Source organism: Mycolicibacterium agri, assembly GCF_002553505.1.
In the GTDB taxonomy this organism is placed as follows: Bacteria; Actinomycetota; Actinomycetes; order Mycobacteriales; family Mycobacteriaceae; genus Mycobacterium; species Mycobacterium agri.
In genome coordinates this window covers 1-21,792 of sequence record NZ_PDCP01000030.1, presented here as the reverse complement: position 1 = coordinate 21,792, position 21,792 = coordinate 1, and the positions used below count along the sequence as shown (strand labels likewise).

At 65.0% G+C, this 21,792-nt stretch carries 23 protein-coding genes and 1 pseudogene; 14 read left to right on the top strand and 10 right to left on the bottom strand.

What is annotated here, in order from left to right; genetic code table 11:
• Positions 1–48: 48 nt before the first annotated feature.
• Positions 49–459: a Zn-ribbon domain-containing OB-fold protein gene (locus CQY20_RS17375; RefSeq protein WP_097941325.1), complete on the bottom strand. Its 411-nt coding sequence runs from the start codon at positions 457–459 to the stop codon at positions 49–51.
• Positions 459–1,604, bottom strand: coding sequence for an acetyl-CoA acetyltransferase (locus tag CQY20_RS17370; RefSeq protein ID WP_097941324.1), 1,146 nt, complete (start codon positions 1,602–1,604; stop codon positions 459–461). The genes CQY20_RS17375 and CQY20_RS17370 overlap by 1 nt, the downstream gene beginning before the upstream one ends.
• A gap of 45 nt (positions 1,605–1,649) precedes the next feature.
• Here CQY20_RS17370 and CQY20_RS17365 point away from each other — a divergent pair, with 45 nt between their 5' ends.
• From CQY20_RS17365 to CQY20_RS17350, 4 genes are read left to right on the top strand one after another with little or no spacing between them, the layout of a single operon-like run.
• Positions 1,650–2,477 carry an HpcH/HpaI aldolase family protein gene (locus tag CQY20_RS17365; RefSeq protein ID WP_234816290.1) on the top strand — a complete coding sequence of 276 codons (828 nt, stop codon included), beginning with the start codon at positions 1,650–1,652 and terminating at the stop codon, positions 2,475–2,477.
• 33 nt (positions 2,478–2,510) lie between these two features.
• A complete protein-coding gene (locus CQY20_RS17360; RefSeq protein WP_097941323.1) occupies positions 2,511–3,626 on the top strand; it encodes a TauD/TfdA family dioxygenase in 1,116 nt (371 codons plus the stop codon).
• Positions 3,623–4,714, top strand: coding sequence for a hydroxyacid dehydrogenase (locus tag CQY20_RS17355; RefSeq protein WP_097941322.1), 1,092 nt, complete (start codon positions 3,623–3,625; stop codon positions 4,712–4,714). The genes CQY20_RS17360 and CQY20_RS17355 overlap by 4 nt, the downstream gene beginning before the upstream one ends.
• Positions 4,711–5,535: an enoyl-CoA hydratase/isomerase family protein gene (locus CQY20_RS17350; protein ID WP_097941321.1), complete on the top strand. Its 825-nt coding sequence runs from the start codon at positions 4,711–4,713 to the stop codon at positions 5,533–5,535. Before CQY20_RS17355 ends, CQY20_RS17350 begins: the two co-directional genes overlap by 4 nt.
• 38 nt (positions 5,536–5,573) lie before the next feature.
• On the opposite strand, the gene CQY20_RS17345 is transcribed toward CQY20_RS17350, so the two are convergent.
• Positions 5,574–6,761: an amidohydrolase family protein gene (locus CQY20_RS17345; RefSeq protein ID WP_097941320.1), complete on the bottom strand. Its 1,188-nt coding sequence runs from the start codon at positions 6,759–6,761 to the stop codon at positions 5,574–5,576.
• A 191-nt stretch (positions 6,762–6,952) separates the two neighbouring features.
• Between CQY20_RS17345 and CQY20_RS17340 the strand changes: the two genes are divergently transcribed.
• Complete coding sequence (locus CQY20_RS17340; RefSeq protein ID WP_097941368.1) at positions 6,953–7,765, top strand: TetR/AcrR family transcriptional regulator; 813 nt, start codon at positions 6,953–6,955, stop codon at positions 7,763–7,765.
• Here CQY20_RS17340 and CQY20_RS17335 read toward each other — a convergent pair.
• Positions 7,754–8,911, bottom strand: coding sequence for an acyl-CoA dehydrogenase family protein (locus CQY20_RS17335; protein ID WP_097941319.1), 1,158 nt, complete (start codon positions 8,909–8,911; stop codon positions 7,754–7,756). The genes CQY20_RS17340 and CQY20_RS17335 overlap by 12 nt on opposite strands.
• A 103-nt stretch (positions 8,912–9,014) precedes the next feature.
• Here CQY20_RS17335 and CQY20_RS17330 point away from each other — a divergent pair, with 103 nt between their 5' ends.
• Positions 9,015–10,034 (top strand): acyl-CoA dehydrogenase family protein, encoded by a 1,020-nt coding sequence (locus CQY20_RS17330; RefSeq protein ID WP_097941318.1) that lies wholly within the window; start codon positions 9,015–9,017, stop codon positions 10,032–10,034.
• 12 nt (positions 10,035–10,046) lie between these two features.
• Here the strand turns inward: CQY20_RS17330 and CQY20_RS17325 are convergent, their stop codons facing one another.
• A complete protein-coding gene (locus CQY20_RS17325) occupies positions 10,047–10,967 on the bottom strand; it encodes an enoyl-CoA hydratase (protein ID WP_097941317.1) in 921 nt (306 codons plus the stop codon).
• A 118-nt stretch (positions 10,968–11,085) separates the two neighbouring features.
• Here CQY20_RS17325 and CQY20_RS17320 point away from each other — a divergent pair, with 118 nt between their 5' ends.
• From CQY20_RS17320 to fadD4, 3 genes are read left to right on the top strand one after another with little or no spacing between them, the layout of a single operon-like run.
• The gene (locus CQY20_RS17320; RefSeq protein ID WP_097941367.1) at positions 11,086–12,171 is read left to right on the top strand and encodes an NAD(P)H-dependent amine dehydrogenase family protein; all 1,086 of its coding nucleotides are present in this window, start codon (positions 11,086–11,088) and stop codon (positions 12,169–12,171) included.
• A 44-nt stretch (positions 12,172–12,215) separates the two neighbouring features.
• Positions 12,216–12,833 (top strand): nitroreductase family protein, encoded by a 618-nt coding sequence (locus CQY20_RS17315; RefSeq protein WP_097941316.1) that lies wholly within the window; start codon positions 12,216–12,218, stop codon positions 12,831–12,833.
• Positions 12,830–14,353 carry a fatty-acid--CoA ligase FadD4 gene (gene fadD4, locus CQY20_RS17310; protein WP_097941315.1) on the top strand — a complete coding sequence of 508 codons (1,524 nt, stop codon included), beginning with the start codon at positions 12,830–12,832 and terminating at the stop codon, positions 14,351–14,353. Before CQY20_RS17315 ends, fadD4 begins: the two co-directional genes overlap by 4 nt.
• Here the strand turns inward: fadD4 and CQY20_RS17305 are convergent.
• Positions 14,333–15,820 carry a flavin-containing monooxygenase gene (locus CQY20_RS17305; protein WP_097941314.1) on the bottom strand — a complete coding sequence of 496 codons (1,488 nt, stop codon included), beginning with the start codon at positions 15,818–15,820 and terminating at the stop codon, positions 14,333–14,335. The two genes, fadD4 and CQY20_RS17305, sit on opposite strands and share 21 nt — an antisense overlap.
• A gap of 73 nt (positions 15,821–15,893) precedes the next feature.
• Between CQY20_RS17305 and CQY20_RS17300 the strand changes: the two genes are divergently transcribed.
• Both CQY20_RS17300 and CQY20_RS17295 read left to right on the top strand, forming a co-directional pair.
• Positions 15,894–16,823: a TIGR03619 family F420-dependent LLM class oxidoreductase gene (locus tag CQY20_RS17300; RefSeq protein ID WP_097941313.1), complete on the top strand. Its 930-nt coding sequence runs from the start codon at positions 15,894–15,896 to the stop codon at positions 16,821–16,823.
• Positions 16,824–16,950: 127 nt separating this feature from the next.
• Entirely contained in the window at positions 16,951–17,295 is a 345-nt protein-coding gene (locus tag CQY20_RS17295) for a hypothetical protein (protein ID WP_097941312.1), read from the top strand.
• 55 nt (positions 17,296–17,350) lie between these two features.
• Here the strand turns inward: CQY20_RS17295 and CQY20_RS17290 are convergent, their stop codons facing one another.
• The gene (locus CQY20_RS17290; protein WP_097941311.1) at positions 17,351–19,333 is read right to left on the bottom strand and encodes a hypothetical protein; all 1,983 of its coding nucleotides are present in this window, start codon (positions 19,331–19,333) and stop codon (positions 17,351–17,353) included.
• Positions 19,334–19,486: 153 nt separating this feature from the next.
• Between CQY20_RS17290 and CQY20_RS17285 the strand changes: the two genes are divergently transcribed.
• Positions 19,487–19,873, top strand: a complete 387-nt coding sequence (locus tag CQY20_RS17285) for a nitroreductase family deazaflavin-dependent oxidoreductase (RefSeq protein ID WP_097941310.1) — start codon at positions 19,487–19,489, stop codon at positions 19,871–19,873.
• 52 nt (positions 19,874–19,925) lie between these two features.
• On the opposite strand, the gene CQY20_RS17280 is transcribed toward CQY20_RS17285, so the two are convergent.
• Positions 19,926–20,357: a YbaK/EbsC family protein gene (locus tag CQY20_RS17280; protein ID WP_234816288.1), complete on the bottom strand. Its 432-nt coding sequence runs from the start codon at positions 20,355–20,357 to the stop codon at positions 19,926–19,928.
• A 115-nt stretch (positions 20,358–20,472) separates the two neighbouring features.
• A complete protein-coding gene (locus CQY20_RS34880) occupies positions 20,473–20,667 on the bottom strand; it encodes a hypothetical protein (protein WP_163700488.1) in 195 nt (64 codons plus the stop codon).
• Between the two features lie 20 nt (positions 20,668–20,687).
• Here CQY20_RS34880 and CQY20_RS17275 point away from each other — a divergent pair, with 20 nt between their 5' ends.
• Positions 20,688–21,044 carry a DUF488 domain-containing protein gene (locus tag CQY20_RS17275; RefSeq protein ID WP_097941309.1) on the top strand — a complete coding sequence of 119 codons (357 nt, stop codon included), beginning with the start codon at positions 20,688–20,690 and terminating at the stop codon, positions 21,042–21,044.
• Between the two features lie 9 nt (positions 21,045–21,053).
• Positions 21,054–21,479, top strand: a complete 426-nt coding sequence (locus tag CQY20_RS17270; RefSeq protein WP_097941308.1) for a hypothetical protein — start codon at positions 21,054–21,056, stop codon at positions 21,477–21,479.
• A gap of 77 nt (positions 21,480–21,556) precedes the next feature.
• Here the strand turns inward: CQY20_RS17270 and CQY20_RS17265 are convergent.
• Positions 21,557–21,792, bottom strand: a pseudogene (locus CQY20_RS17265) (integrase catalytic domain-containing protein); the annotation flags it as partial.

Sequence of the window (21,792 nt, the reverse complement as noted above, 5' to 3'; positions counted from 1 at the left end):
GACTCCACTCGAATTTCCGCTGCGGGAATACAGTTTCGCGGGGCGGCGTCAGGTCAGCGGCCTGAAAACCGGAACGACGAAGCCGTCATCGTCCTCGCGGAACGCGGCCGTGAGTTCCAGGTCGGGGCGCAGATCGTCGGCCGCGCAGCCCTCGAGTTGCGTCATCAGCCGCGGGCCCTCCTCGAGATCCACCATCGCCACGACATAGGGCGTGCGGGAGTCGAAGGGGGCGGCATTCTGGTGGACGACGGTCCACGTGTAAAGGCGTGCCCGTCCTGTGGCGGGGCTCAGCGCCACGTCCTCACTCCAGCAGTGCGGGCAGAATGGCCTGGCGTACAGCGATTTCCGGCCACATGCCGCACATGCGGTGACCATCAGTTTGCGCTGTTGCACCGCCGCCCACCAGGCCTCGCTGTCGGCGTCGACGATCGGGCGGTCCGGGCCGGCCGCGATCTCCACTACTGCCTCCCCAGAATCATCGTCGCGCTATGCGTGAAGAACCCGCCCATCGCGTGCACGCACGCCAGTCGCGCGCCGTCGACCTGCCGTGGGCCGCACTCGCCACGCAGCTGCCTGACCGCCTCGACCATCAGGAACATCCCGCGCATGCCGGGGTGACAGCACGCCAGCCCGCCGCCATCGGTGTTCGTGGGCAACGCCCCGCCGGGCCGCAGAGCTCCCGACCCGATGAACGGTCCACCTTCGCCCTTGGCGCAGAAGCCGAGATCCTCAAGCGTGAGAAGCACCGTGGAGGTGAACGAGTCGTAGAGCTGACAGACGTCGATGTCGGCGGGGCTCACACCCGCTTGCGCGAATGCGGCAGGACCCGACTGCGCCGCGGCAGAGGTGGTGAAATCACCCCACTGGCTCATGCTGACATGTGAAGCGGATTCGGCTGAGCCGAGAACCCAAACAGGTTCCTTGGCGCAGTCTTTCGCCACCCGCTCGCTTGCCAGCACGACCGCCCCGCCGCCGTCGGTGCGCAGGCACACGTGCTTGGCGGTGAACGGCTCGGCCAGCATCGGAGCCGCCGCCACATCCTCCGCCGTGATGCGCTCCCGCTCGAATGCGTTGTCGTTGCGGGCTGCCCATTCGTGGGCGGCCACGGCGACCTCGGCGAGTTGCTCGACCGTGGTGCCGTATTCGATCATGTGGCGCCTGGCGGCCATCGCGTACTTGGCGATCAGCGTCGCACCGAACGGCGCTTCGTACTGCATTGCGCCCGCCGTGCTCATCGCGGCGGCGGACGGGCGAAGGCGGCGTTTGACGTCGGAGCGGGCGGTGGATCCGTATGTCAGCAGGGCGACGTCGATCTCTCCCGCGGCGATTGCTGCCGCCGCGTGCCGGGCCATCACCTCCCATGACGACCCGCCGACGTTGGTGGAGTCCACCCAGGACGGGTGTAGCCCGAGATACTCGCTCACCTCGATCGGCGGCAACAGCGACCCATGGCCGCCGAACCCGTCGATGTCTTGCTTGCTCAGGCCCGCATCGGCAATGGCAGCGCGCGCGGACTGTGCCATCAAACCCATGGCGGTCTTATCCGGGACCCTGCCGCAGTCGGAAAGGGCCGCACCCACGATGGCGACGCGATTGGCCGGCATGTCTAATGGTTATCACATCGATAATGCCGTTAACGAATATTTGCAATGGGCGTTCTCGCTTCGACCACTGTGGACTACTGTGAGCATGTGCAGGGATCGCTTCGGGAGGCTCTGAGAGGCGACGGCTTGGTGCTGTGCATGGCCCTGATGAATGCCCGCACACCCGATGTGCCTGCGATCGCCGCCGCATGCGGCTTCGACGCCGTCTACGTGGATTTGGAGCACACCTCGACGTCATTGGAGTCCGCGGCGATGCTGTGCTCGAGCGCGCTGGGTGCGGGCATCTCCGGTCTGGTGCGGGTCCCGTCCCACGACCCCAGCGTCATCGCTCGCGTACTCGATGGCGGTGCTGTCGGAGTAATTGTGCCGCATGTTAATTCGAAACAAGAGGCGCTCGCCGTCGTCGACGCCGCGCGATTCCCGCCCGTCGGGCGCCGGTCGATTTCGGGTGCCAACCCGGTCAGCGGTTACGCTTGGCGTTCCACGCCGGAGATCGCACGGATCATCGAGAGTCGGACGACGGTGGCGGTGATGATCGAAACCCCAGAAGCCGTTGAGGCGGCCGGACAGATCGCCGCGGTGAACGGCATCGACATGATCCTTATCGGGGCGCACGATCTGACCGCCGAGATGGGCATTCACGGACAATTTGAGAATGACCATTTCCACCATGCAGTAGAATCGGTCGCTGCGGCTTGTCGTGAGCACGGCGTGGCGCTGGGACTAGCGGGCATCAAGGACTTTGACCTGCTGAACCGCTTCGTAGATCTCGGTCTGCGATTCGTATCGGCGGGTACGGATGTCGGCTTGATGACCGAGGCGGCGACGGCCCGCGCTTCCGAACTCCGTGCACTCGAGGACCGCAAGCGATAGCGGCTAGTTGCGCCACGACAACGAGGAGAACCGATGCCCACCCCGATATACACCGAACAGGTCACGGACCCGATGGCATGGACGGGCGCAGACTTCGCCAGTAAAGAGGACTTCGCCTTCGACCTGTCACCGCGCAATGTGGCTGCGCTGGAGTCGATTCTGCGCAAAACCGCGGACAAGGATCGCGATGAGATCACCCCGGAGGACGCCCGCCATCCCGACCTGGACGACGACCTGGCTCGGCTGTATCGGGAGGTGATGTTCGGCAGGGGTCTGGTGTGCGTACGGGGCTTCCCCGTCGAGAACCACTCGATCGAGGATCTCGAACGAATTTACTGGGCGTTCTGCACGCACCTCGGCTATCCGGTGTCGAACAACTCGTTCGGTCATCGCATGGTCCGCGTTCAGGAGGAGGTGCTGCCCAACGGCGTGCAACCGGCCCGCGGCACGAAATCGCGCGCCGAACTGGCGATGCACAACGACGCGGCCGACATCCTGGCGCTGCTGTGCGTTTACCCGGCCGCCGAGGGCGGTGAGAGCCAGTTCGCCAGCGGCCCCGCCGCCCACAATCGCATCCTGGCCGAACGTCCCGACCTGCTCAGCGTCCTCTATCAGGGCTTCCCACACCACCGCCGCAGCGAACAGCCGGACGACCAGCCGGACGTGACGCCCTACGACGTGCCGGTCTTCTCTCAGATCGACGGCCGGATCTGCATCAACTTCACCTACAGCAGCATCCTGCCCGCGATGAAGACACTCGGCCGCGAGTTCACCCCGCAGCAGGAGGAGGCCATCGAGTTGCTCCGCACCGTGCTCGTCGAGCAGCAGGTTGAGTTCCGGCTCGAATCCGGTGAGGCCGCGGTGGCGAACAATTTCGCGATGTGCCATTCCCGGTCGGATTTCGTCAGCAGCACCGATCCGCAGAAGACCCGGTGCTTCTTGCGGGCCTGGATGGAGGTGCCGCGTGAAGACCGCCGCCTACCCATCGGGCGCGAGTACTTCCACATGGAGAACAAAGACCTGCGGCTGGGATATGACCCCGTCCCTGGACGCGACGGCGCGATCGCGCGCAACGATTACAAGAACGTCGACTCCGCGTTGGCCGACATGTTCAAGGCCGCGCAGGCGAAGCCGAAACTGAAGAAATGACCGATCGTCCCCGCCCGCGACTGGTCTACGAACGGTGGACCGACCCTGTCGCAGGGGAGATCCTCGGGCAAGCGGACGTCGACATCATCAAACTCGACCTGGCCGCGGCCGACGAATTCGGCTGGGCGCAACTGTCATCCGCGCACGGATATCAGGTCGCCACCCGCACCGACATCGCCGATCATCCCGACGGCGACCAATGGCTGGCCGGAGCGGCGCTGGTGCAACGCTGCGAGAACCTGCTCGCCGTCTGCTCGGCCGGTGCCGGCTACGACGTGATCGACGTCGAAGCGTGCACGCAGGCCGGAATTGCGGTGTGCAACAACTCCGGACCGGGCGCGGAGGCCGTCGCCGAACATGCGCTGGGGTTCATGCTCGACCTCGCCAAGAACATCACGGTCGCCGATCGGGCGCTGCGCGGCGGTCCTGTCGCCGACCGGATGGCGTTGCGTGGCAGCCAGCTGTTCGGCAAGACGCTCGGCGTCGTCGGCCTCGGCGCGATCGGCGGTCGCCTGGTGCAGCTGTGCGCCCCGTTCCGCATGCAGGTGCTCGCCTACGATCCCTACATCGACGACGCGACTGCCCGTTCCCGCGGCGCGACTCCGGTCCCGCTCGAAGAACTGGTCGAGCGGTCCGATTTCGTCCAGGTCACCTGTCCACTGACCGACGAAACACGCGGCCTGTTCGGCCACGAGCAGTTCGCCGCGATGAAGACATCGGCGTTCTTCATCACCACCGCGCGCGGCCCCGTGCACGACGAATCTGCGCTGTGTGCCGCGTTGGTCGACGGCGCAATCGCGGGCGCAGGTCTCGACGTCTTCCACCAGGAACCGCTGAGCCCCGACAATCCGCTGCTGTCGCTCGACAATGTCGTCGCGACTCCGCACACGGCGGGGATCACGGTCGAAGCGGCGCACGATATCGCGGTCGCCACCGCGACACAGTGGTTGACGATCTTCGATGGTGGCGTGCCGCCGCGATTGCTGAATCCCGATGTGTGGCCGCGCTACTGCGAGAGATTCAGCGACATCCTCGGGTTCCGCCCCGACGCCACCACCGCTTTGCAGAAGGAAGGCAAGCCGAGTTGACCGACTACGAGACGATCGAGGTCGAGGTGCGGGGCCGCACGGCGTGTGTGAGGCTCAACCGTCCTGACGTGCTCAACGCGATCAACGACGAGATGATCGCCGAGCTGGCGGTGGCCTACGCGGAAATCGAACGCTCCGACGACATCTGGACGATGATCATCACCGGTGCAGGCCGGGCGCTGTGTGTCGGAGCGGACGTCAACAAGGCGGCCGACCACGACATGGAGAACGCGGCGGGAATCGACAATCAGGGCGAGCCGATCCTCAGCTCGATGCGGCAATGGGATGCGCCACAGGAAGCGACACCGCCGTGGCTTGCGATGACCAAGCCGATCATCTGCGCAGTCAACGGCATTGCGTGCGGCGCGGGCCTGGATCTGGTGACGACGGCCGACATCACCATCGCCTCCGAGCGTGCGACCCTGATGGATCCGCACGTCAGCATCGGCGTGACGTCGGGCCGCGAAGGCGTCAGGCTGGCTCGGATCCTGCCGCTGCCCGTGGCTATGCGGCTGATCCTGATGGGCAAGCACGAAAGCCTCGATGCCCAACGCGCCTACGAATTGGGCATATTCACCGAAGTTGTCGCGCATGACGCCTTGATGGACAGAGCCTGGGAGATCGCCGAAGTGGTGAACTCGAACGCACCCCTTGCGGTGCGCGGGTCGCGGATGGCCGTCCGCAAGGGGCTGACATTGCCGATCTACGAAGCCGAACTGCTCGCCGAAAACTATCGGATGAAAGTGGCGCTGACGAAGGATGCCATCGAGGGACCGCGTGCCTTCCTCGACAAGCGCAAACCGGAGTGGCAGGCGCGGTAGACATCACCGCACCCCCGACATGACAGACTCAGACGGCCTCAGATGAGACCAAAGAACCTTTTGGCGTTGGTGGACAAGACCTTTCGCTTGGTCTCCTCGTCGAGACCCTCCGTCGCCTTATTGGCGACCTCCATACTTCTCGGCCAGTTGGTGTCGTTGTGCGGGTAATCGGTCTCGAACATCAGTTGGTCGGGGCCGACCAGGTCGAGAATGCGGAACGCCACGGGATCGCCGAACGTGGAGAAGTAGACACGTCCGGGCACCTGGCTGCTCGGTGGTTCGGTCAGCAGGGGATGAATGCCACCCCAGGCGCGACGGTCGTGCCACACTTCGTCCACCCGTCGCAGGTAGTAGGGGATCCAGCCCGCTTGCGCCTCGGCGAATGCGAGCTTGAGTCTGGGGAACTGAATGAGCTTGCCGGAGAACAGCCAGTCGACCAGGGCGATAGTGCAGTTGACCGCCATCAGTGCGCTGGTGACCACATGTGGCGAGTCGGGGGACGACTTGGTGAGCGACGAGCTGGAGCCGATGTGGAGCATGATGCCCACATCGTTTGCCTCGCAGGCAGCGAAGAACGGATCCCAGTAGCCGCTGTGGATCGAGGGCAGATCGAGACGGGAAGGCAGTTCCGAGAAGCACATCGCGTGCATCCCTTTCGCCGCGACCCGCTCGACCTCCTTGACGGCGAGGTCGACGTCCCAAAGGGGAATGATTCCGAGCGGGATCAGCCGACCGTTCGAACCTGCGGCCCACTCGTCGATCTGGAAGTCGTTGTAGGCCTCCACACACAGCTTGGCGAGTTCCTTATCCTTGCCGTAGAGGAAACGCTGGCCGCAGAAGCGCACAAGTGTGTTGGGGAAGCAGGCCGACGCCTCGATGCCCGCGATGTCCATGTCTGCCAGTCGGTCCGCCGGCCGGAAGCAACCCGGCCGCATTTCGTCGTAGGTGATCGGATCGGTGGTCAGCTCGTCGAGTTCATAGCCGGCCGCCGCGCTGATGAGCGGGATCGGAATGATCGCATCCTCGTAGTGCCAGATGTCGGCGTCGCGACCGTTGTCATCTTCGATGAACGCGACGTCGGAGGTGACCGTGGGGTCCATGCGTCCGCGGTGCCGCACGATCCGGGGCCCGATGTCTTGATACCGCTCGGGCAGCCGGCTCGTCCACAGGTCGGCCGGTTCCACAAGGTGGTCGTCCGGCGAGACGATCAGGATGTCGGTGCTCAACGGTGCGCTCCTTCGCGAACGGCCTGCGGCAGTCCGGGAAACAATGACTTCCACAAGCGAGAATGGCCGTTTTCAGAGTACCGGATAGGTAAGCGGACGGAAGGGCCTGGGCCGGACTTGAGAAATCGGTCAACATGCGCGTGTAGGTAGGTCGCATGTTCGGGCTGCAGAACGCGTATTCTCATAGCATCATGACCGCTAAGAAACGTAGTAGCCGCGACTCAGAGGCCGAGCTGGAACTGGTCGACTCAGACGTCTCGGACGTCGAGACGATGACGAGCTGGCAAGAGCGCACGATTGAGCGGCGTTTGTCCGCGGCACGCGCGCGGGCGCTCGCTCGCAGCTCGAGATTCCTCGCCACCGCACTGGAGTTGGTCGAGGAATCAGGTCGAGCCGACTTCACCATCCAGACGCTCATCGACCGCTCCAACCTCAGCCTGCGCGCGTTCTATCAACACTTCGCGGGTAAAGAAGAACTGCTGCTCGCGCTGTACGAGAACGCGACGAGCCAGTTCATCGAGGCGATCCGGCATGAGGTTGCCGCGGCCGATGGTCCGATGGAACGGCTCGAGGCGTTCTGCCGCGGGTTTCTCTCCCGTGCGGAGCGATCGGAGGCGGTCGGCGGCCGCGTGATGACGATCTACAACCTGAGCCTCGAGATCGAGCGGCCTGCCGACTTCGCGAAGATCTGGGAGCCGCACCAAAAGCTGCTGACACAGATCCTCACCTCATGCCAGCGGGCGGGGTTGATCCGAACCGACATGTCGCCGACCCAGTTGACGACGCTGCTGAATTCGACGCTCATCGCCCTCGCTCAGATCGGTGTCTTTCACCTTGGCGTCAAAGGCGCCGAGCTCACCGAGGATCAACTGTGGGCGTGGTGCAAACAGGCGCTGATGCCTCCCGATGGCACGACCAAACGCAAGTCCACGCCCGCCAAGCGTGCGACCAAACGCACGGCCCCCAGCAAGTCCACCGGCAAGCCGAAGAAGCTAACGGGGTAATCCCAGCCCGCGTTGGGCGATGATCGATCGCTGGATTTCGCTGGTTCCCGCATAGATTGTGGTTCCGAGCGAGAACCGCATCAGGTGCTCGAAGCGGCCCTGTTCCGGTGCCCTCGGCTCCCAATACGACCGCATCGCGTCCGGTCCGACGAGTTCGACAACGTCCTGGCTTGCGCGTGTCAACGCTTCGGTGCTGAACACCTTGGACATCGACCCTTCCGCGACGGGCATCTGACCCTGCTCGGTCATCCAGACGCACCGACGCTGCAGCAGCATCGCCACCTCCAACTCCATCGCGACCCGTGCAATGCGGCGGCGCACATCGGGTTTCGTCAATCGAGGTGAGCCGTCGTCGCCCGGCGCCGCGGCCCAACGCTCGACATGATGCAGAAGCCGCGCGATGTGGGGGCCCCATCCGGAAGCGTGTTCGTCACGCAGCGACAGTCCCAGAACCTGCCAGCCGGCGTCGACGTCGCCCACCCGCCACTCGTCGCCGATGCGGACATCGCTGAAGAACGTGATGTTGGTGCGCTCGCCGGAAAGTGTCCACACAGCTTGGGCCTCGAACCCGTCGGAGTCGAGTGGGAGGAGAAACATGGTGAGCCCCTTGTGTTTGGGCTTGTCCGGATTGGTGCGTGCAAGCAGGAACACGTAGTCGGCGATATGACCGTTCGTGGTGAACATCTTGGACCCGTTGATCACCCAGTCGTCGCCGTCGCGCACAGCCCTGGTGGACGCCGCCGCGACGTCTGAGCCGCACTCGGGTTCGGTGAAGCCGAGCGCGATGGTGATGTCGCCGTTCATCGCCGGACCGAGAATGCGCTGCTTTATCGCGGATGTACCGACTTCGCGGATGATCGAGGCGACCATGCGAGTGGTCTCCGACAAGTACATCGGTGCGTCGGCCCGCATGAACTCTTCTTTGACGACTTGCTCATCCCAGGCGTCACGGTTTTGGCCGCCGAGGTCTTGCGGCCAACTCGGCGCGAAAAAGCCCTTGTCCACCAGACCTTTGGCGAACGTCTCGTCGTGGGCGACCCCACTTCGGTAGATGCGCTCCTCGAACTCGGGCGTCATCACCGCGTCGAGATGGGCCCGTACCTCGGCGCGGTAGGCCTCGGTTTCGGAGGCAAGCTGAAAATGCATGGTGGGGAACCAATCTGTGTAGGCCGCAGTCCGGTGGAGGTCCGATCGAAAATGTTACTCTCGAAAGTGAGAATAGGTATATCCGCGTCGACGGGACTAACGAGTGGACCTAAGCCTTTCGGTCGAACAGCAACAGCTCGTCGACTCGTTCGCCGCAATCTTCGCGCGTGACTCGAGTCCTGATCGGATCCGCGCGGCCGAACCGTCCGGTTTCGACCCCAAGTTGTGGCATGCACTTCGGTCCACCGGCGTCGTTGAGATGGCCGTCGATGAATCAGCAGGGGGTTGGGGCGCATCGGAGCTCGACCTCGCCCTGATCGCCGAGCAGTGCGGGCGGGCGGTGGCCTCCGCCCCGCTGATCGAGGCTCAGGTCGCCGCCCGCGTTCTCGGCAGATGCGGTGACTCCGCCGCCGGGCTGCTGGCTGAGGCGTTGGCGGGCGGCAAGCTCGTCGGTTTCGCACCGAGAACTCCACGAGAGGGCGTGCTCGAGCTGGTACCGAGCGGCGGTGTCGCCGACGCCGTCGTGGCTCTCGTCGGCGACCATCTCGTCGCTGTTCCGGCGGGCGAGGACCGTCGGACAGTGCACAACCTCGGCTCGCTGCCGCTGGCCGATCTCCCGCTTGGCGACGAGTTGTCGGTTCTTGCCGTCGGCGCCGACGCACGACGCGTCTTCGATGGCGCACTTGACCTGTGGCTGACGCTGACCGCCGCGGCACTCGCAGGCGCGGCGAGGCGAGCCGTCGAAATGGGGGCCGACTATGCCAAGCAGCGGCGCGCGTTCGGATCTGCGATCGGGTCGTTCCAAGCGGTGTCACATCCGTTGGCCGACAGCGCAACCGCGGCCGACGGCGCGCGGCTGCTGGCGCTGCGGGCGGCTTGCGCGTTCATCGACGAGCCACACAGGGTCACCGAGCTGGCCGCGATGGCGTTCGCGTTCGCGTACGAGAGCGCGCGTGATGCGACGCAACGCAGCCTGCACATCCACGGCGGCTACGGATTCGGGATGGAAGGCGATATCCAGTTGTACTACCGGAGGGTCCGCGGCTGGGCCATGACTTACGGCGACTCGGAGGTAGCGCTCGATCGCGTCGCCGGCGCCCGCTACGGGGCGGTCGCCGGCTGACCGACGTCCCCGTCACGCGTCGGCGCGCACCTGGTCTTTGACCGACGTCACAACCGGGGGAGCGGTTCGCCAATTCGGCACGCCCTGCTCTTCACCCGCAACCGCACGCTTGTCGGCACGCACACCGACCCAATGCGAATGGTTGAGCTGGTGCAGGGTAAAGCACGACTGCAAGGCGTTGTAGAAGCCCATGTTGTCGACGGACTGGTTGACCGATTCCTTGATGAGCAGCGCGGCCATTGTCGGCACCGTGGCGATCCTTCGGGCCAGCTCCAGTGTGCGATCGGCCAACTCGTCGCGCTTGAAGATCTTGCTCACCATGCCGAGCCGGTAGGCCTCTGCGATGTCGATCGCATCGCCGGTCAGCATCAGTTCTTTCGTCCGGCGCGGCCCGAATTCCCACGGATGTCCGAAGTACTCCATGCCGCACATGCCCAGGCGCGTGCCGACGACATCGGCGAAGCGCACCTCTTCGCTGCCGACTATCAGGTCGCATGCCCAGATCAGCATCAAGCCCGCCGAGAAGACGTCGCCGTGCACCTGCGCGATCGTGATCTTGCGCAGATTGCGCCAGCGCAGGTTGTTCTGGAAGAAGTAGTGCCACTCCTGCAGCATGATCTTCTCCGCGCCTTCGCGAGTCCCGCCGTTGATCGTCGCGGTCGGGTGCTGGCCCGGTCCGGTGGCGAACTCGGCTCTGGCCTGCTTGGACCCGATGTCGTGGCCCGATGAGAACATCGGTCCCTCGCCGGCCAGGATGACGACGCGAACGGTGTCGTCGGCCTCGGCGCGCGTGAATGCGTCATCGAGTTCGACAAGCATCCCGCGGTTCTGCGCGTTGCGTTGTTCAGGCCGATTCAGCGAGATCCGGACGATTTGGCCGTCGTCGAACGTCTCCCACTTCAGGAACTCGTAATCAGGCCCGTGCTCTGTCATTGTCGCCTCCGCGCTTGCTTGTTCCGGCAATGGTGTTATCAAGAACTGAAAAGGTATGTTCTCACGAGCCGGTCGAGCGGGAGGAGTGCACATGGCAGACGGCCCAACAAACCCGCGGGTGATCCTCTGGGGTCCCGGACAGGTCGGTGTCGGTGCGCTGCGCGCGCTCATCTCCCACCCTGGACTCGACCTGGTGGGCGTGGTCGTACACGCCGAGGCGAAGGACGGCAAAGACGCGGGCGACCTGTGCGGGATGCCCGCGACCGGCGTGATCGCCACCCGCGACATCGATGCGGCGCTGTCGACGCAAGCCGACGTGGTCGCCTACTTCGCCTCGGGCGACTACCGCTATCGGGAGGCCGCCAACGACATCGCGCGCTGCCTGCGCGCAGGCAAGAACGTGGTGTGCACCTCGTTGGTGCCGATGTGCTATCCACCCGCCGCGGAACGGCAAACCGCTGAACTCATCGCAGCGGCATGCACGGAAGGCGGCACCAGCTTCTTCAACAGTGGAGTGGACCCCGGCTGGGCCAACGATGTGATCGCGCTGACGATGACGGGTTTCAGCAGCCGTGTCGAGCGCATCACGATGCTCGAACTTCTCGACTACGGCCCGATCAACCAACCCGACATCATGTTGGACTTCATGGGTTTCGGTCATCCGCCTGATCATCCCGCGCCGCTGTTCGATCCCGAGCGGCTCGCCTCACTGTGGGCACCGATCGTGCACCTGGTCGCAGACGGTGTCGGTCTGCCGCTCGATCGGGTGGATACGACGATCGAGAAGTGGTTGGCGAAAGAGCGTTACGAAGTGGCATCGGGCTGGATCGAGCCCGGCACGATGGGTGGGATGCGGTTCAGGCTCGCCGGCATTGTCGACGGTGAGCAACGCGTCGTGCTCGAGCACATCACCCGGATGGGGGAGTCGTCGGCGCCGGATTGGCCTCGACATCCGTCGCCACACGGCGGCTACCGGGTCATTGTCGATGGACTGCCGACGTACACGGTCGACATCGAGATGCACGGGCGCGGAAACAACATGCGTGGCCTGACCTATGCCACCGTGATGCGGGAACTCAACGCCATTCCCGCCGTGATAGCTGCGCCGCCCGGGGTGTTGTCGACGCTGGATCTTCCGTTGGTGACGGGGCCGGTACGCGGTGGGACGTGGCGCGGTGTGCTGCCGCGGACGGTGTTGACATGAAAAGCCAAGCGGTACGGCAGACTTCGACTGACCTGTGGACGGTCATGAGCACTGCCTCCGCGGTACGGCGATATCGCGATGAGCCCGTCGACGACGAAACGCTCGACAAGTGCCTGCGGGCAGCGAGTTGGGCTCCGTCGGGCGCCAATCAGCAGCCATGGCGATTCGTCGTCCTGCGCTCCTCTGACGCCCGCGCAGCCGTCACCGCGGCGGCCCGGCGTACGTGGCAGGAACTCAAAAGGTTCTATGGGCTCACTGAGCCGGTAGGGCATGCCGATGACGCCAAGTCCCGGGTCTTGCGGGCGATGGAAGAACACACACGAGTCGGTGGCTTCGCGCCGTGTCTCGTGTTGTTCTGCGTTCAGCCCCAACGGGGCGCCTCCGAGCTGCAGCAAGGCGGGTCGATCTTCCCTGCCGTGCAGAACTTCCTGCTCGCGGCACGCGCCGAAGGCCTCGGTGCGGCGATCACTCTGTGGCACGATTCCTGCGAAGACGAGTTGCGCCGTCTCGTCGGCATTCCGGACGACTGGCTGATCGCCGCATTGGTCACGGCGGGTTGGCCCAAAGGCAGGCACAAGGCGGTGCGCCGCAAGCCACTGGAACTGGTGGCGGTGGTGGATCGGTGGAACCAGCCCTGGTCTTGCGGCCTGGACAACTCATGACCCGTTCGGCCGCGAAACCCGCTCTGATACTGCACCCTTCGCATGTGGCCGTCAGCTTCGCCGAACTCGAGGGGCGCGCAAACCGGCTCGCCCATTACTTCCGCCGCGCCGGGCTGTCGGTGGGCGACACCGTCGCGGTCGTGATGGAGAACAACGCGCACGTGCACGCGGTGATGTGGGCCGCGCGGCGAAGCGGGCTGTACTACACGATGGTCAATACCCATCTGTCCGACAGCGAGATTGCCTACATCGTCGAAGACAGCGGCGCGAGCGCGATCGTCGCCTCTCGCGCGATGCGCGACGTATGCACCTATCTCGCTGAACATCTCCCGACCGGCCTGCCGCGGGTGGTCCTGATCGCCGACGATGATCTGGCGGGCTGGCAGCGCTACCCGGAATGTGTGGCCGACGAACCGTCCGGACCGATCGGAGAAGGCCCTGCCGGGCAGCTCCTGCAATACTCCGCGGGCAGCACGGGGCGGCCGAAAGGAATTCGCAGAGCGCTCGATACATCCGGTGCGGGAGGCGACCGCTTGTCGACCCCGGTGTTCGAAGCGCTGGGCGTGACAGAGGCTTCGGTTTATCTGAGCCCTGCGCCGATCTATCACACGGCACCGGCGATGTGGACGATGTCCGCACAGGCCGCCGGTGCCACCGTCGTCATGATGGAGCGGTTCGACGCCGAACAGGCCCTGGAATGCATTCAGCGGTACGCAGTCACGCATGCGCAGTTCGTTCCGACGATGTTCGTGCGGATGTTGCGCCTGCCCGAGCAGACCAGGCGGCGCTACGACCTTTCCAGCCTGCAGCGGGTGGTACACGCCGCAGCACCGTGCGCGCCGGCGATCAAACGTCAGATGATCGAGTGGTGGGGGCCGATCATCGACGAGTACTACGGATCATCCGAAGGTGCAGGCATCTCGTTCATCAGGGCCGAGGAGTGGCTGCGGCATCCGGGCTCGGTGGGCCGGCCGCTTCTGGGCGTTCCACACATCCTCGACGAGCGCGGCGTCGAACTGCGGCCAGGGCACGTTGGCGAGATCTATTACGAGGGTGGATATCCCTTCGAATATCTGAACGACGAGGCCAAGACGGCCGCGACGCGGACGCCGCAAGGCTGGGTGACCGTCGGCGATGTCGGCTTCTTGGACAGCGACGGTTATCTCTACCTCACCGGCCGGCGCGACCACATGATCATCTCGGGCGGGGTCAACATCTACCCGCAGGAGATCGAGGATGAACTCGTCGGGCATCCTTTGGTCGTCGACGCGGCGGTCTTCGGCGTGCCGGATGACGTGATGGGCCAATTGGTCGCAGCCGCGGTGCAATTGGTCGACGATGTCGAAGCGGGTGAGGAACTGGCCGACGAAATTATCGGTTGGCTGCGGCGACGCATCGCGCATTACAAGTGCCCGAAATCGGTCTTCTTCGAGCCGGCGCTTCCTCGCACCGACGCCGGAAAGCTCTACAAGAACAAGCTCGTGGCGAAGTACGCCGCGTCAGGAATTCTCAACCAGTGACCAGTACCGCTGTTCGCGGTCGGTCATCTCATTCGACGTGATCGAACCGAAGGCTGCTGCGTCCCGGCTGAATTGGACATCCGTGTCCGGTAGCGCGTCCGGCCCCTCCAGTCGGAAGCAGTTAGGCGCGAGCGGGCCGAACAGCAACGCGCGGTGTAGCTGCGGCCAGTTCTTTAGGTGTGGTTCGACACCCGCGGCGCGGGCGAACGTGAACGCTGTGAGGTTCATCCGGGTCTTCTGGGGCGTTCGGCGGCGCGCGCGGCAGGCGTCGACTCTCGATCGTTGCTCTGCCAGGCTCGGCGCCGGGGTCGCGCCACTCCACGTGTAGGCGATCCAGCGGGCCTGCAACTCCATCGGCACAAAGTAGCCGCCGGACTGGTCCCACATGCCGACGAAGGCCAGCCCGGGAAGGTCGGGATGAAAGGTGTAGCGATCGGCATCCAGATGCACCGCATCGAGGCCGATGACGGTTCGGATGTCGTCGTCGAGGAACGGCAAATTCAGCTGGAATCCGGTTCCGAAGAGTAACCCCTCGAAATCGGCGGACGACCCGTCGGCGAAGGTGACCGACTTCCCGTCGACGCCAGTCATCCATGGCCGCACGGTGATTCGACCCTCGGCGACCAGCGGCAGGTACTGCTGCGCGAGCGTCACGCCCGCGGCGAGCAGAGAAGGACCGGGTGCGGGCGCGCCGTACTGCTGCGGGGTACCGCCCGCTTCGACCACGATCTCCTTGAGCTGCCGATCGACCTCGTCCTGCGGCAGACGTTCGTTCGCCAGCGCACCGTACCGCGTGAAGAGCCGATGGTCAGAGGGCACGCCGGCGGCGAACTTCGGCAACACGTAACGTTGCCGCCGCTGCGTCACGGTCACCTCGGCGCCGAGTTGGGCGAGGTCAGAGGCGATCTCGAGTGCGCTGATAGCGCCGCCCGCGACAAGCACCCGCCTCCCGAGGTAGGAATCCGGGCCACGGTAGGCGAAAGTCGATCGCACGCCAGCCGGGCCGGTGAAGGATTTCAACCCGGAAACTAGTGGGATACGCGGTGATTGAAATCTGCCGCTGGCCACAACGACACGGCTGAATATCTCGGCGGTGCCGGAGTGCTCTATGAGCCATCCATTCTCGGCTCGGCTGATCCGCTCCACGCGGGTGTCGAACCGAATCCGCGACGTCAGGCCGAAGAGCTCGGCGTAGCGGTGCAAATAGTCGAGGACGTCGCGGTTCGACGGGAAGACGAGGTCGTTGTCGTGCGCCAAGTCGTTGAACGCCGTCAGGACACGACTGGTGTTGGTGTGCATCGTCGGCCAGACGCCGCTGATGCCCTCGAGTCCGGTCCACTGACCGCCGAGGGTCTGCCGCTGCTCGAAGATGGTCGGCTCGAAACCCTGCGATGCCAGCCAGCGTGCCGCCACCAGCCCCCCGGGGCCTGCGCCGATCACCGCGACGTCGTGCAGGTTGCGCGCCATCTCCGGACTGTGGCACACCGCGCTCATGGACGTGGGTGAACCGACGTATGGACCGGGGCGGATACTTCCTGCCATGACGCGTCGACCCGAGATCTCACTGTATCTGCGCACTTTCAGCGACGAGGACATTGACTCGCGCGCGATGTTGGAAACCGCGCAGGCCATGGACGCCGTTGGGGTGGACCGCGTGGTCGTCTCGGATCACCTGGTCCTCGGCGAGAACCTCGAGGCGTACGCGAATCCGGCGATCGGTGGCACCGCAGGCGGACGTCAACCGACCGGTCCCGACGGCAATTGGCTGGAGCCGCTTGTGTTTCTAACCGCGGTCGCGGCGACGACGACCCGCATCCGGCTGGGCACGGCGATCCTGCTCGCGGCGCTGCGCAGGCCGGCGGTACTGGCCAAGCAACTGGCGACCATGGATGTGCTGTCCGGCGGGCGCGTCGACCTCGGCGTCGGAGTCGGATGGCAGCGTGAGGAGTACGAGGCGGTCGGCCTGCGATTCGAGGATCGCGGCCGGCTGCTGGACCACACGCTCGAGGTCTGCCAAGCGCTGTGGACTCAGCGCCGCGCCCGTTACAGCTCGCCCGAACTGTCGTTCGACGGCATCCACCAGATGCCCAAGCCGGTGCAACCCGGCGGCATCCCGATCTGGGTCAGCGGCACTGTCAACAAGCGAGTGGCCCGTCGGCTCAGCACCTTCGGCACCCGGTGGATTCCCTGGGGTCCCGCGATCACCCATCTCGATGAAGCCGTGGCTGCCATGAAGCAGGCCATCGCGGACGTTGGCGGTGACCCGAGTCATCTCGAGGTGCAAGGCACCGCCGTGCTGGAGAAGCAACATGATGGGTCCCTCGACATCGAGGCGTCCCTCGCGCCGGTGCCCAAGCTGCTGGCCGCCGGTGCCACCGACATCCGCTTCGCCGGCTCACCACCCGGCGATCCAGCGCAGTTGGCCCAGTTGGTGGACGGGTTCAGAAAGATCGCGTCCGACCCCGTTTAGCGTTTCGGCGGCGACGGGTAGGCCCTGTTATTCGGGGGGGTAACGTCGTCCGCCGTGACGCGGTAGGGCGGCAGTCCGTGACCAGCACGTCGGCATTCGTCGGCGTGCCGATCGAAGGAGTGCACGCATGAACGTCAAGAGGACCACTGCGAAGGCAACGCTGGCAGGTGCGATCGGCGCCGCCGCGCTCGGTCTGGGAGCAGGCTTCGCGCAGGCGGAACCGTTCAACCCGCCGCCGCCTCCGCCGGTCCCCGCGCCCGCACCCGCAGACCCGGGCGTCAGCGTCGAGGGCCCGAGCCTGAACGCTCCGGGAATCAGCGTTGAGGGCCCAGGCGCCACGATCGCGCCGCCGCCGTGGGCGCCGCCGCAGCCGCCGCCTCCGTCGTGGGCACCGTGGTTGCCGGTTCAGTGGAACGCCGAGGCGCAGGCCTGGGGCGTTTACACGCACGCCGGATTCCAGCCGGTGCAGTGACCGGTCTTCAACCGGGTCGGCCGTCTCGCCGCGTGCGGGGCGGCCTTCTCGATTTCTAGATCTGCATGAACGTCTGCATGAACGGTGCAAAGCGCCGGTCGAAGCCGGATCGCCGCAAGTCGATCTGCTCGGCACGTTGCGCCGGGGTGACGAAGACCGTGTCGGGCGGCAGCACGCCAGGATCGTCCAGCTCGCTGATTTTGACCACTTTCGAACTCACGGTCGGACCGACGTCGCCCAGATCCTGGAATCGGATCGACACCGTGCCCTGATTCAGGCCGCCGGTCGACACCCAGTTGTACACGCCGGGATCGGCCTTCGAGATGACGATCGTGTACGTTTTTCCGTCGCTGTTCTGCACCGCCTGCGCGATGTTCAGGCTGGTCTGCTGATCCCAGTAGTTGTCGGTGATCGTCCAGTCGTTGGTCACCGGGACGACGAAGTAGCCGGAGTCGCCAGGGTCGACGGTGACGATCAGCGCTTCGTCGTCGGCGAGGTCGAAATACCCGGCGCTCTGCAGCTGTGTCGACAGGAACGCGGCATTGCTGGTCGGATCGGTGAAGACGTTGGGCTGCCTGGGCCCTCCGGTGGAGGAATCGACGGTGGCCACCCGGATGTACTCGCGTTCCATCTGCAGGCCGATGAGCATGATCACCGACGTCACCGCGCCGCGCAGCAGTGGCGGCTCGTTGGGCAGCGGCGGGATAAGCGACACCAGTTGCGTCAAGAACGGGCGCTCGGAGACCGCGGGCCCGATGAATGGGATTGCGAATAGACCCAATTGGGCCGCCAAGCTGTTGGGTGGCCCGCTGATGCGCTCGATCGACAACGTCATCGGCTGCTCGACGTTCCAATCCGCCAACGTGTCACGCGCGGCGATTAAGGTCGAATCGGAGGTGAGCTGGATGTAGTTGTCGTACTCGTCGGGCTTCGGCCCAGCCGACACGTAGATCTCGAACTCTCCGTTGGGTTTGACCACAAGGTCTTTCTGCGACAGTACTTGTGCGGTGTTGCCGCTCAAGCCCGTCAGAAGACTGAACGTGGTATCCGCGGGCAGCTTTGGGTTGCTCTCGGGGTCCTCGGGGTTCCAGTCCTCGAACTTGCCTCGGATGACGTACGTCGAGGTCTTGTTCACCGCCATGAAGCGGTAGATGGTGTCCGGGTTGTCGTAGAGGATGCGCGATCCGCCGACGCTCTGCCCGTACCAGGTGTGCGGCGGGGCGACCTGCATCACCGCTCTGGGGGTCATCGGATTGAGCAGTTGCTGCTGGAACGCCGCTCCCATCGCGTACTCGTCGACCGATCGGCTCAACTGCGCGAGGTTCGCTCGGTCGGGGCCGCCGACTTTGGAATATTCGCTCAGCGCGGTGACATACCAGCCGGTCTTGAGAACCAGCTTCGTCACCTGAACGGGCAGCGTGTTCACGGTTTCGGTGGCCGTCCGTTCGGCGTCGCGCTGCGCCGGTGTGCCGAGCGGACTTATCGCCTGGGCGGCCGCGGATTGAGTGACCGCGGACTGAGTGACCGCGGACTGAGTTATCCCGGATTGAGTAATCGCGGCGGCCGGGGCCACGGACTTGCGGGCCCTGGCTGGGGTGGCGACCTGCTCGAGTTCGCGTCGCACAAAGCCTGCGACAGCCACCAGAGCGGGGTTCGGTGCGGTTTTTCTCGGCTTGGGCGTCGTTCTGACGATCTGCGTGGCTTGCACGTGCGGTGCCGCCCGTTGAGGGCTTCGCGCACGGAGACGGTCATTCACATCGTCTTTGGCGTCCTGCACCTTCTCGCGGATGTCCGTGATTTGCGATCGCAATTGCCGGACAACGGTTTTCACCGGATCACGGTCTCTGCCGGACGGTTGCGCGCTGGACTCAGCGGTCGTCTTGTCCGAGTCTGCGCTCTGTCCGTCGTTCGCGGATGCGATGCCGGGACTGTTGACGATGGCGACGCCGATGCCCAGTGCGACGGCGAGGCCTCCGACCCTGCCGATGAACCGGGCGTATCGCGTGTCGGTTGGGTCGGTGCACGGCGCCTTTGCCATGGGAAGCCCTTTCCTGCATGCCCCCGCTGCCGGTACGGTAGTTAGCCGAGCATCCCTCGCGCAAGCACCAGTTCACGGCGGGTATGCGGTTCGCCTCGTGGCGTCAAGCTGTGCTCTTGCCTGGTGTCGATGTCTTTGCCGAGGGGGAGTTGAATGCGGGTTCCACGGGCGGTCGCGAAGTTCAACCGTCGCATCACGAACCCGCTCGCGCTGGCGCTCGGTGGATGGGCACCGACGATGGGCGTGCTCGAGCACGTCGGACGAAAGTCAGGGAAGCGGTACCGCACGCCGCTGAACATCTTCGACAGCGCAGACGGAGTCGTTGTCCTGATCGGCTACGGAACCGAATCACATTGGGTGCAGAACGTTTTGGCGAGCGGCTCGGCCACCGTCCACAAGGGCGGGAAGACGGTGCGGGTGGGCAACCCGAGGATCGTGAGCAAGGCCGAGGCCGAACCGCTGGTGACGTCGTTGCGATTCCTCTACCGACTGCACCCCTACAACGAGGCCGCGCTGGTGATGACCGCCGACGAACCGTGAATCTGGCGACGCGAATCGGGAAAAAGCGTCGCCAGATGCACAATTCGCGGGGTCAGGCGGGCCGGGTGAGCGTCAACACCTCGGCCGTCGGTAACTTCGTCAGCACCCGCGGCGCGGCAAGCAGTTTCGAGCCGCGCACGCCGCTGCCGATGATGACCTGTTGTTGATCGGCTACGTTCCGGTCGACCAGGACCGGCCAGTCAGCAGGCAGTCCGACCGGCGTGATGCCGCCGTACTCCATCGCGGTCAGCGACACCGCGGTGTCCATCGGGGCGAACGAAATCTTGCGCGCGCCAAGGTGTTTGCGCACGATACCGTTGACGTCGGCACGGGTTGTGGCCAGCACCATGCACGCCGCGTACCACACTCGATCGGCGCGCTTGGCTTCCGCCACCACGCAGTTGGCCGAGACGTCGAGGCCGATGTCGTAGTGCTCGCAGAAGGCCGCGGTATCGGCAGATCCGGATCGATCGCACTGACCCACAACCCATCACCGCCGGTCTCTTCGATATGGCGGCGAACGGGGCCGCCAACCAAGTCCAATGCGTCCTCGACCGGAACGAACGTCAGCTTTCCGACGTCCACTTTGCCCACGCTCATCACTCCGAACTGTCGTGTCGCTGACCGATGTATTCCAGCAGCCGCGGGTCGTCGGAGGTGAACCGATCGACCTCCTCGCCGCCGTCGCACCGTAGCAGCGCGATCGTCACCCGGTCCTGCGTCCGGGATACCACCGACCACACCGCACCGGCATCTTCCCAGCGCTGAAGTTCCGCCACGCGATCGACAACCATGCCTCTACCATTGCACTTCCATGAGTGGCCATCATCCCGTCACCATCTCGCGGGTCTACGACACCAGTCCCGACGACGGCGAACGCGTGCTCGTCGACCGGCTGTGGCCACGCGGAATCCGCAAGGACGACCCGAGGATCGATCGCTGGATCCGCGACGTCGCCCCGTCGAACGAGCTGCGCAAGTGGTACGCGCATCGACCGGAGCGGTTCGAGGAGTTCGCCGACCGCTACGCCGCCGAGCTCGAGACTCCCGAGGGAGCTGCTGCGTTCGAGGAGCTGCGCGAGCTGGTGCGCACGCGGCCCGTCACCCTGGTGACCGCGACCCGGGACCTCGAGCTCAGCCAGGCCGCCGTCCTGCAGAAATTGCTGTCGTAAGCTGCGGCTATGAGTCCCGCATCGGCTGTTGCGGTGGCGGCGATCTTCGTGTGGCTCGGCATGGTGATCGCCATCTCGTTTCTTGAGGCACCGCTGAAGTTCCGCGCGCCCGGCATCACCCTGCAACTCGGTCTGGGGATCGGGCGCTTGGTGTTTCGCGCGCTCAACGGATGCGAGCTTGCGTTGGCGGTCGCGCTGGTCGTCGCGCTCGTCATCTCGTCGCCCGGCGCGGCGGTGTGGGCGGCCTCGGTGGTAGCCATCGCGATGCTGTTGGCGCAGGTGCTGCTGGTTCGCCCGCGGCTGAGCAAGCGGTCGGACGCGGTGCTCGCCGGCGAGGAGGGCCCGCGGTCGCGCGCTCATTACGTCTACGTCGGCCTGGAAATCGTCAAGGTCGTGGGCTTACTCGTCGCAGGGGTCGTGCTGCTCGCTGCGTGACGGCCATTTGTCGGTGTGTGATGTCCTGCCACACGACAGCCACTTGTCGGCACATCTTGTCGGCCTGTTGCCTCATGTCAACATGCGCGCGTAGGCGTATTCGTTGCCTCACGTAAACGTGCGCGCTTGTTGGTTGGTGGTTGGGTTCCGGGTGCGGCTTTGCTGGTGGCGAGGGTGAACAGCTGGCTGATGAGTGCTTGGATCTGACGTTGGATGGCGGCGGGATTGATCAGTGAGTAGGTCCGGGTCAGTGCCACGATGCGTTCCACGTTCATGGTGGGGTGGTCGACTGTGCGATGAAACGGGGTGGTGG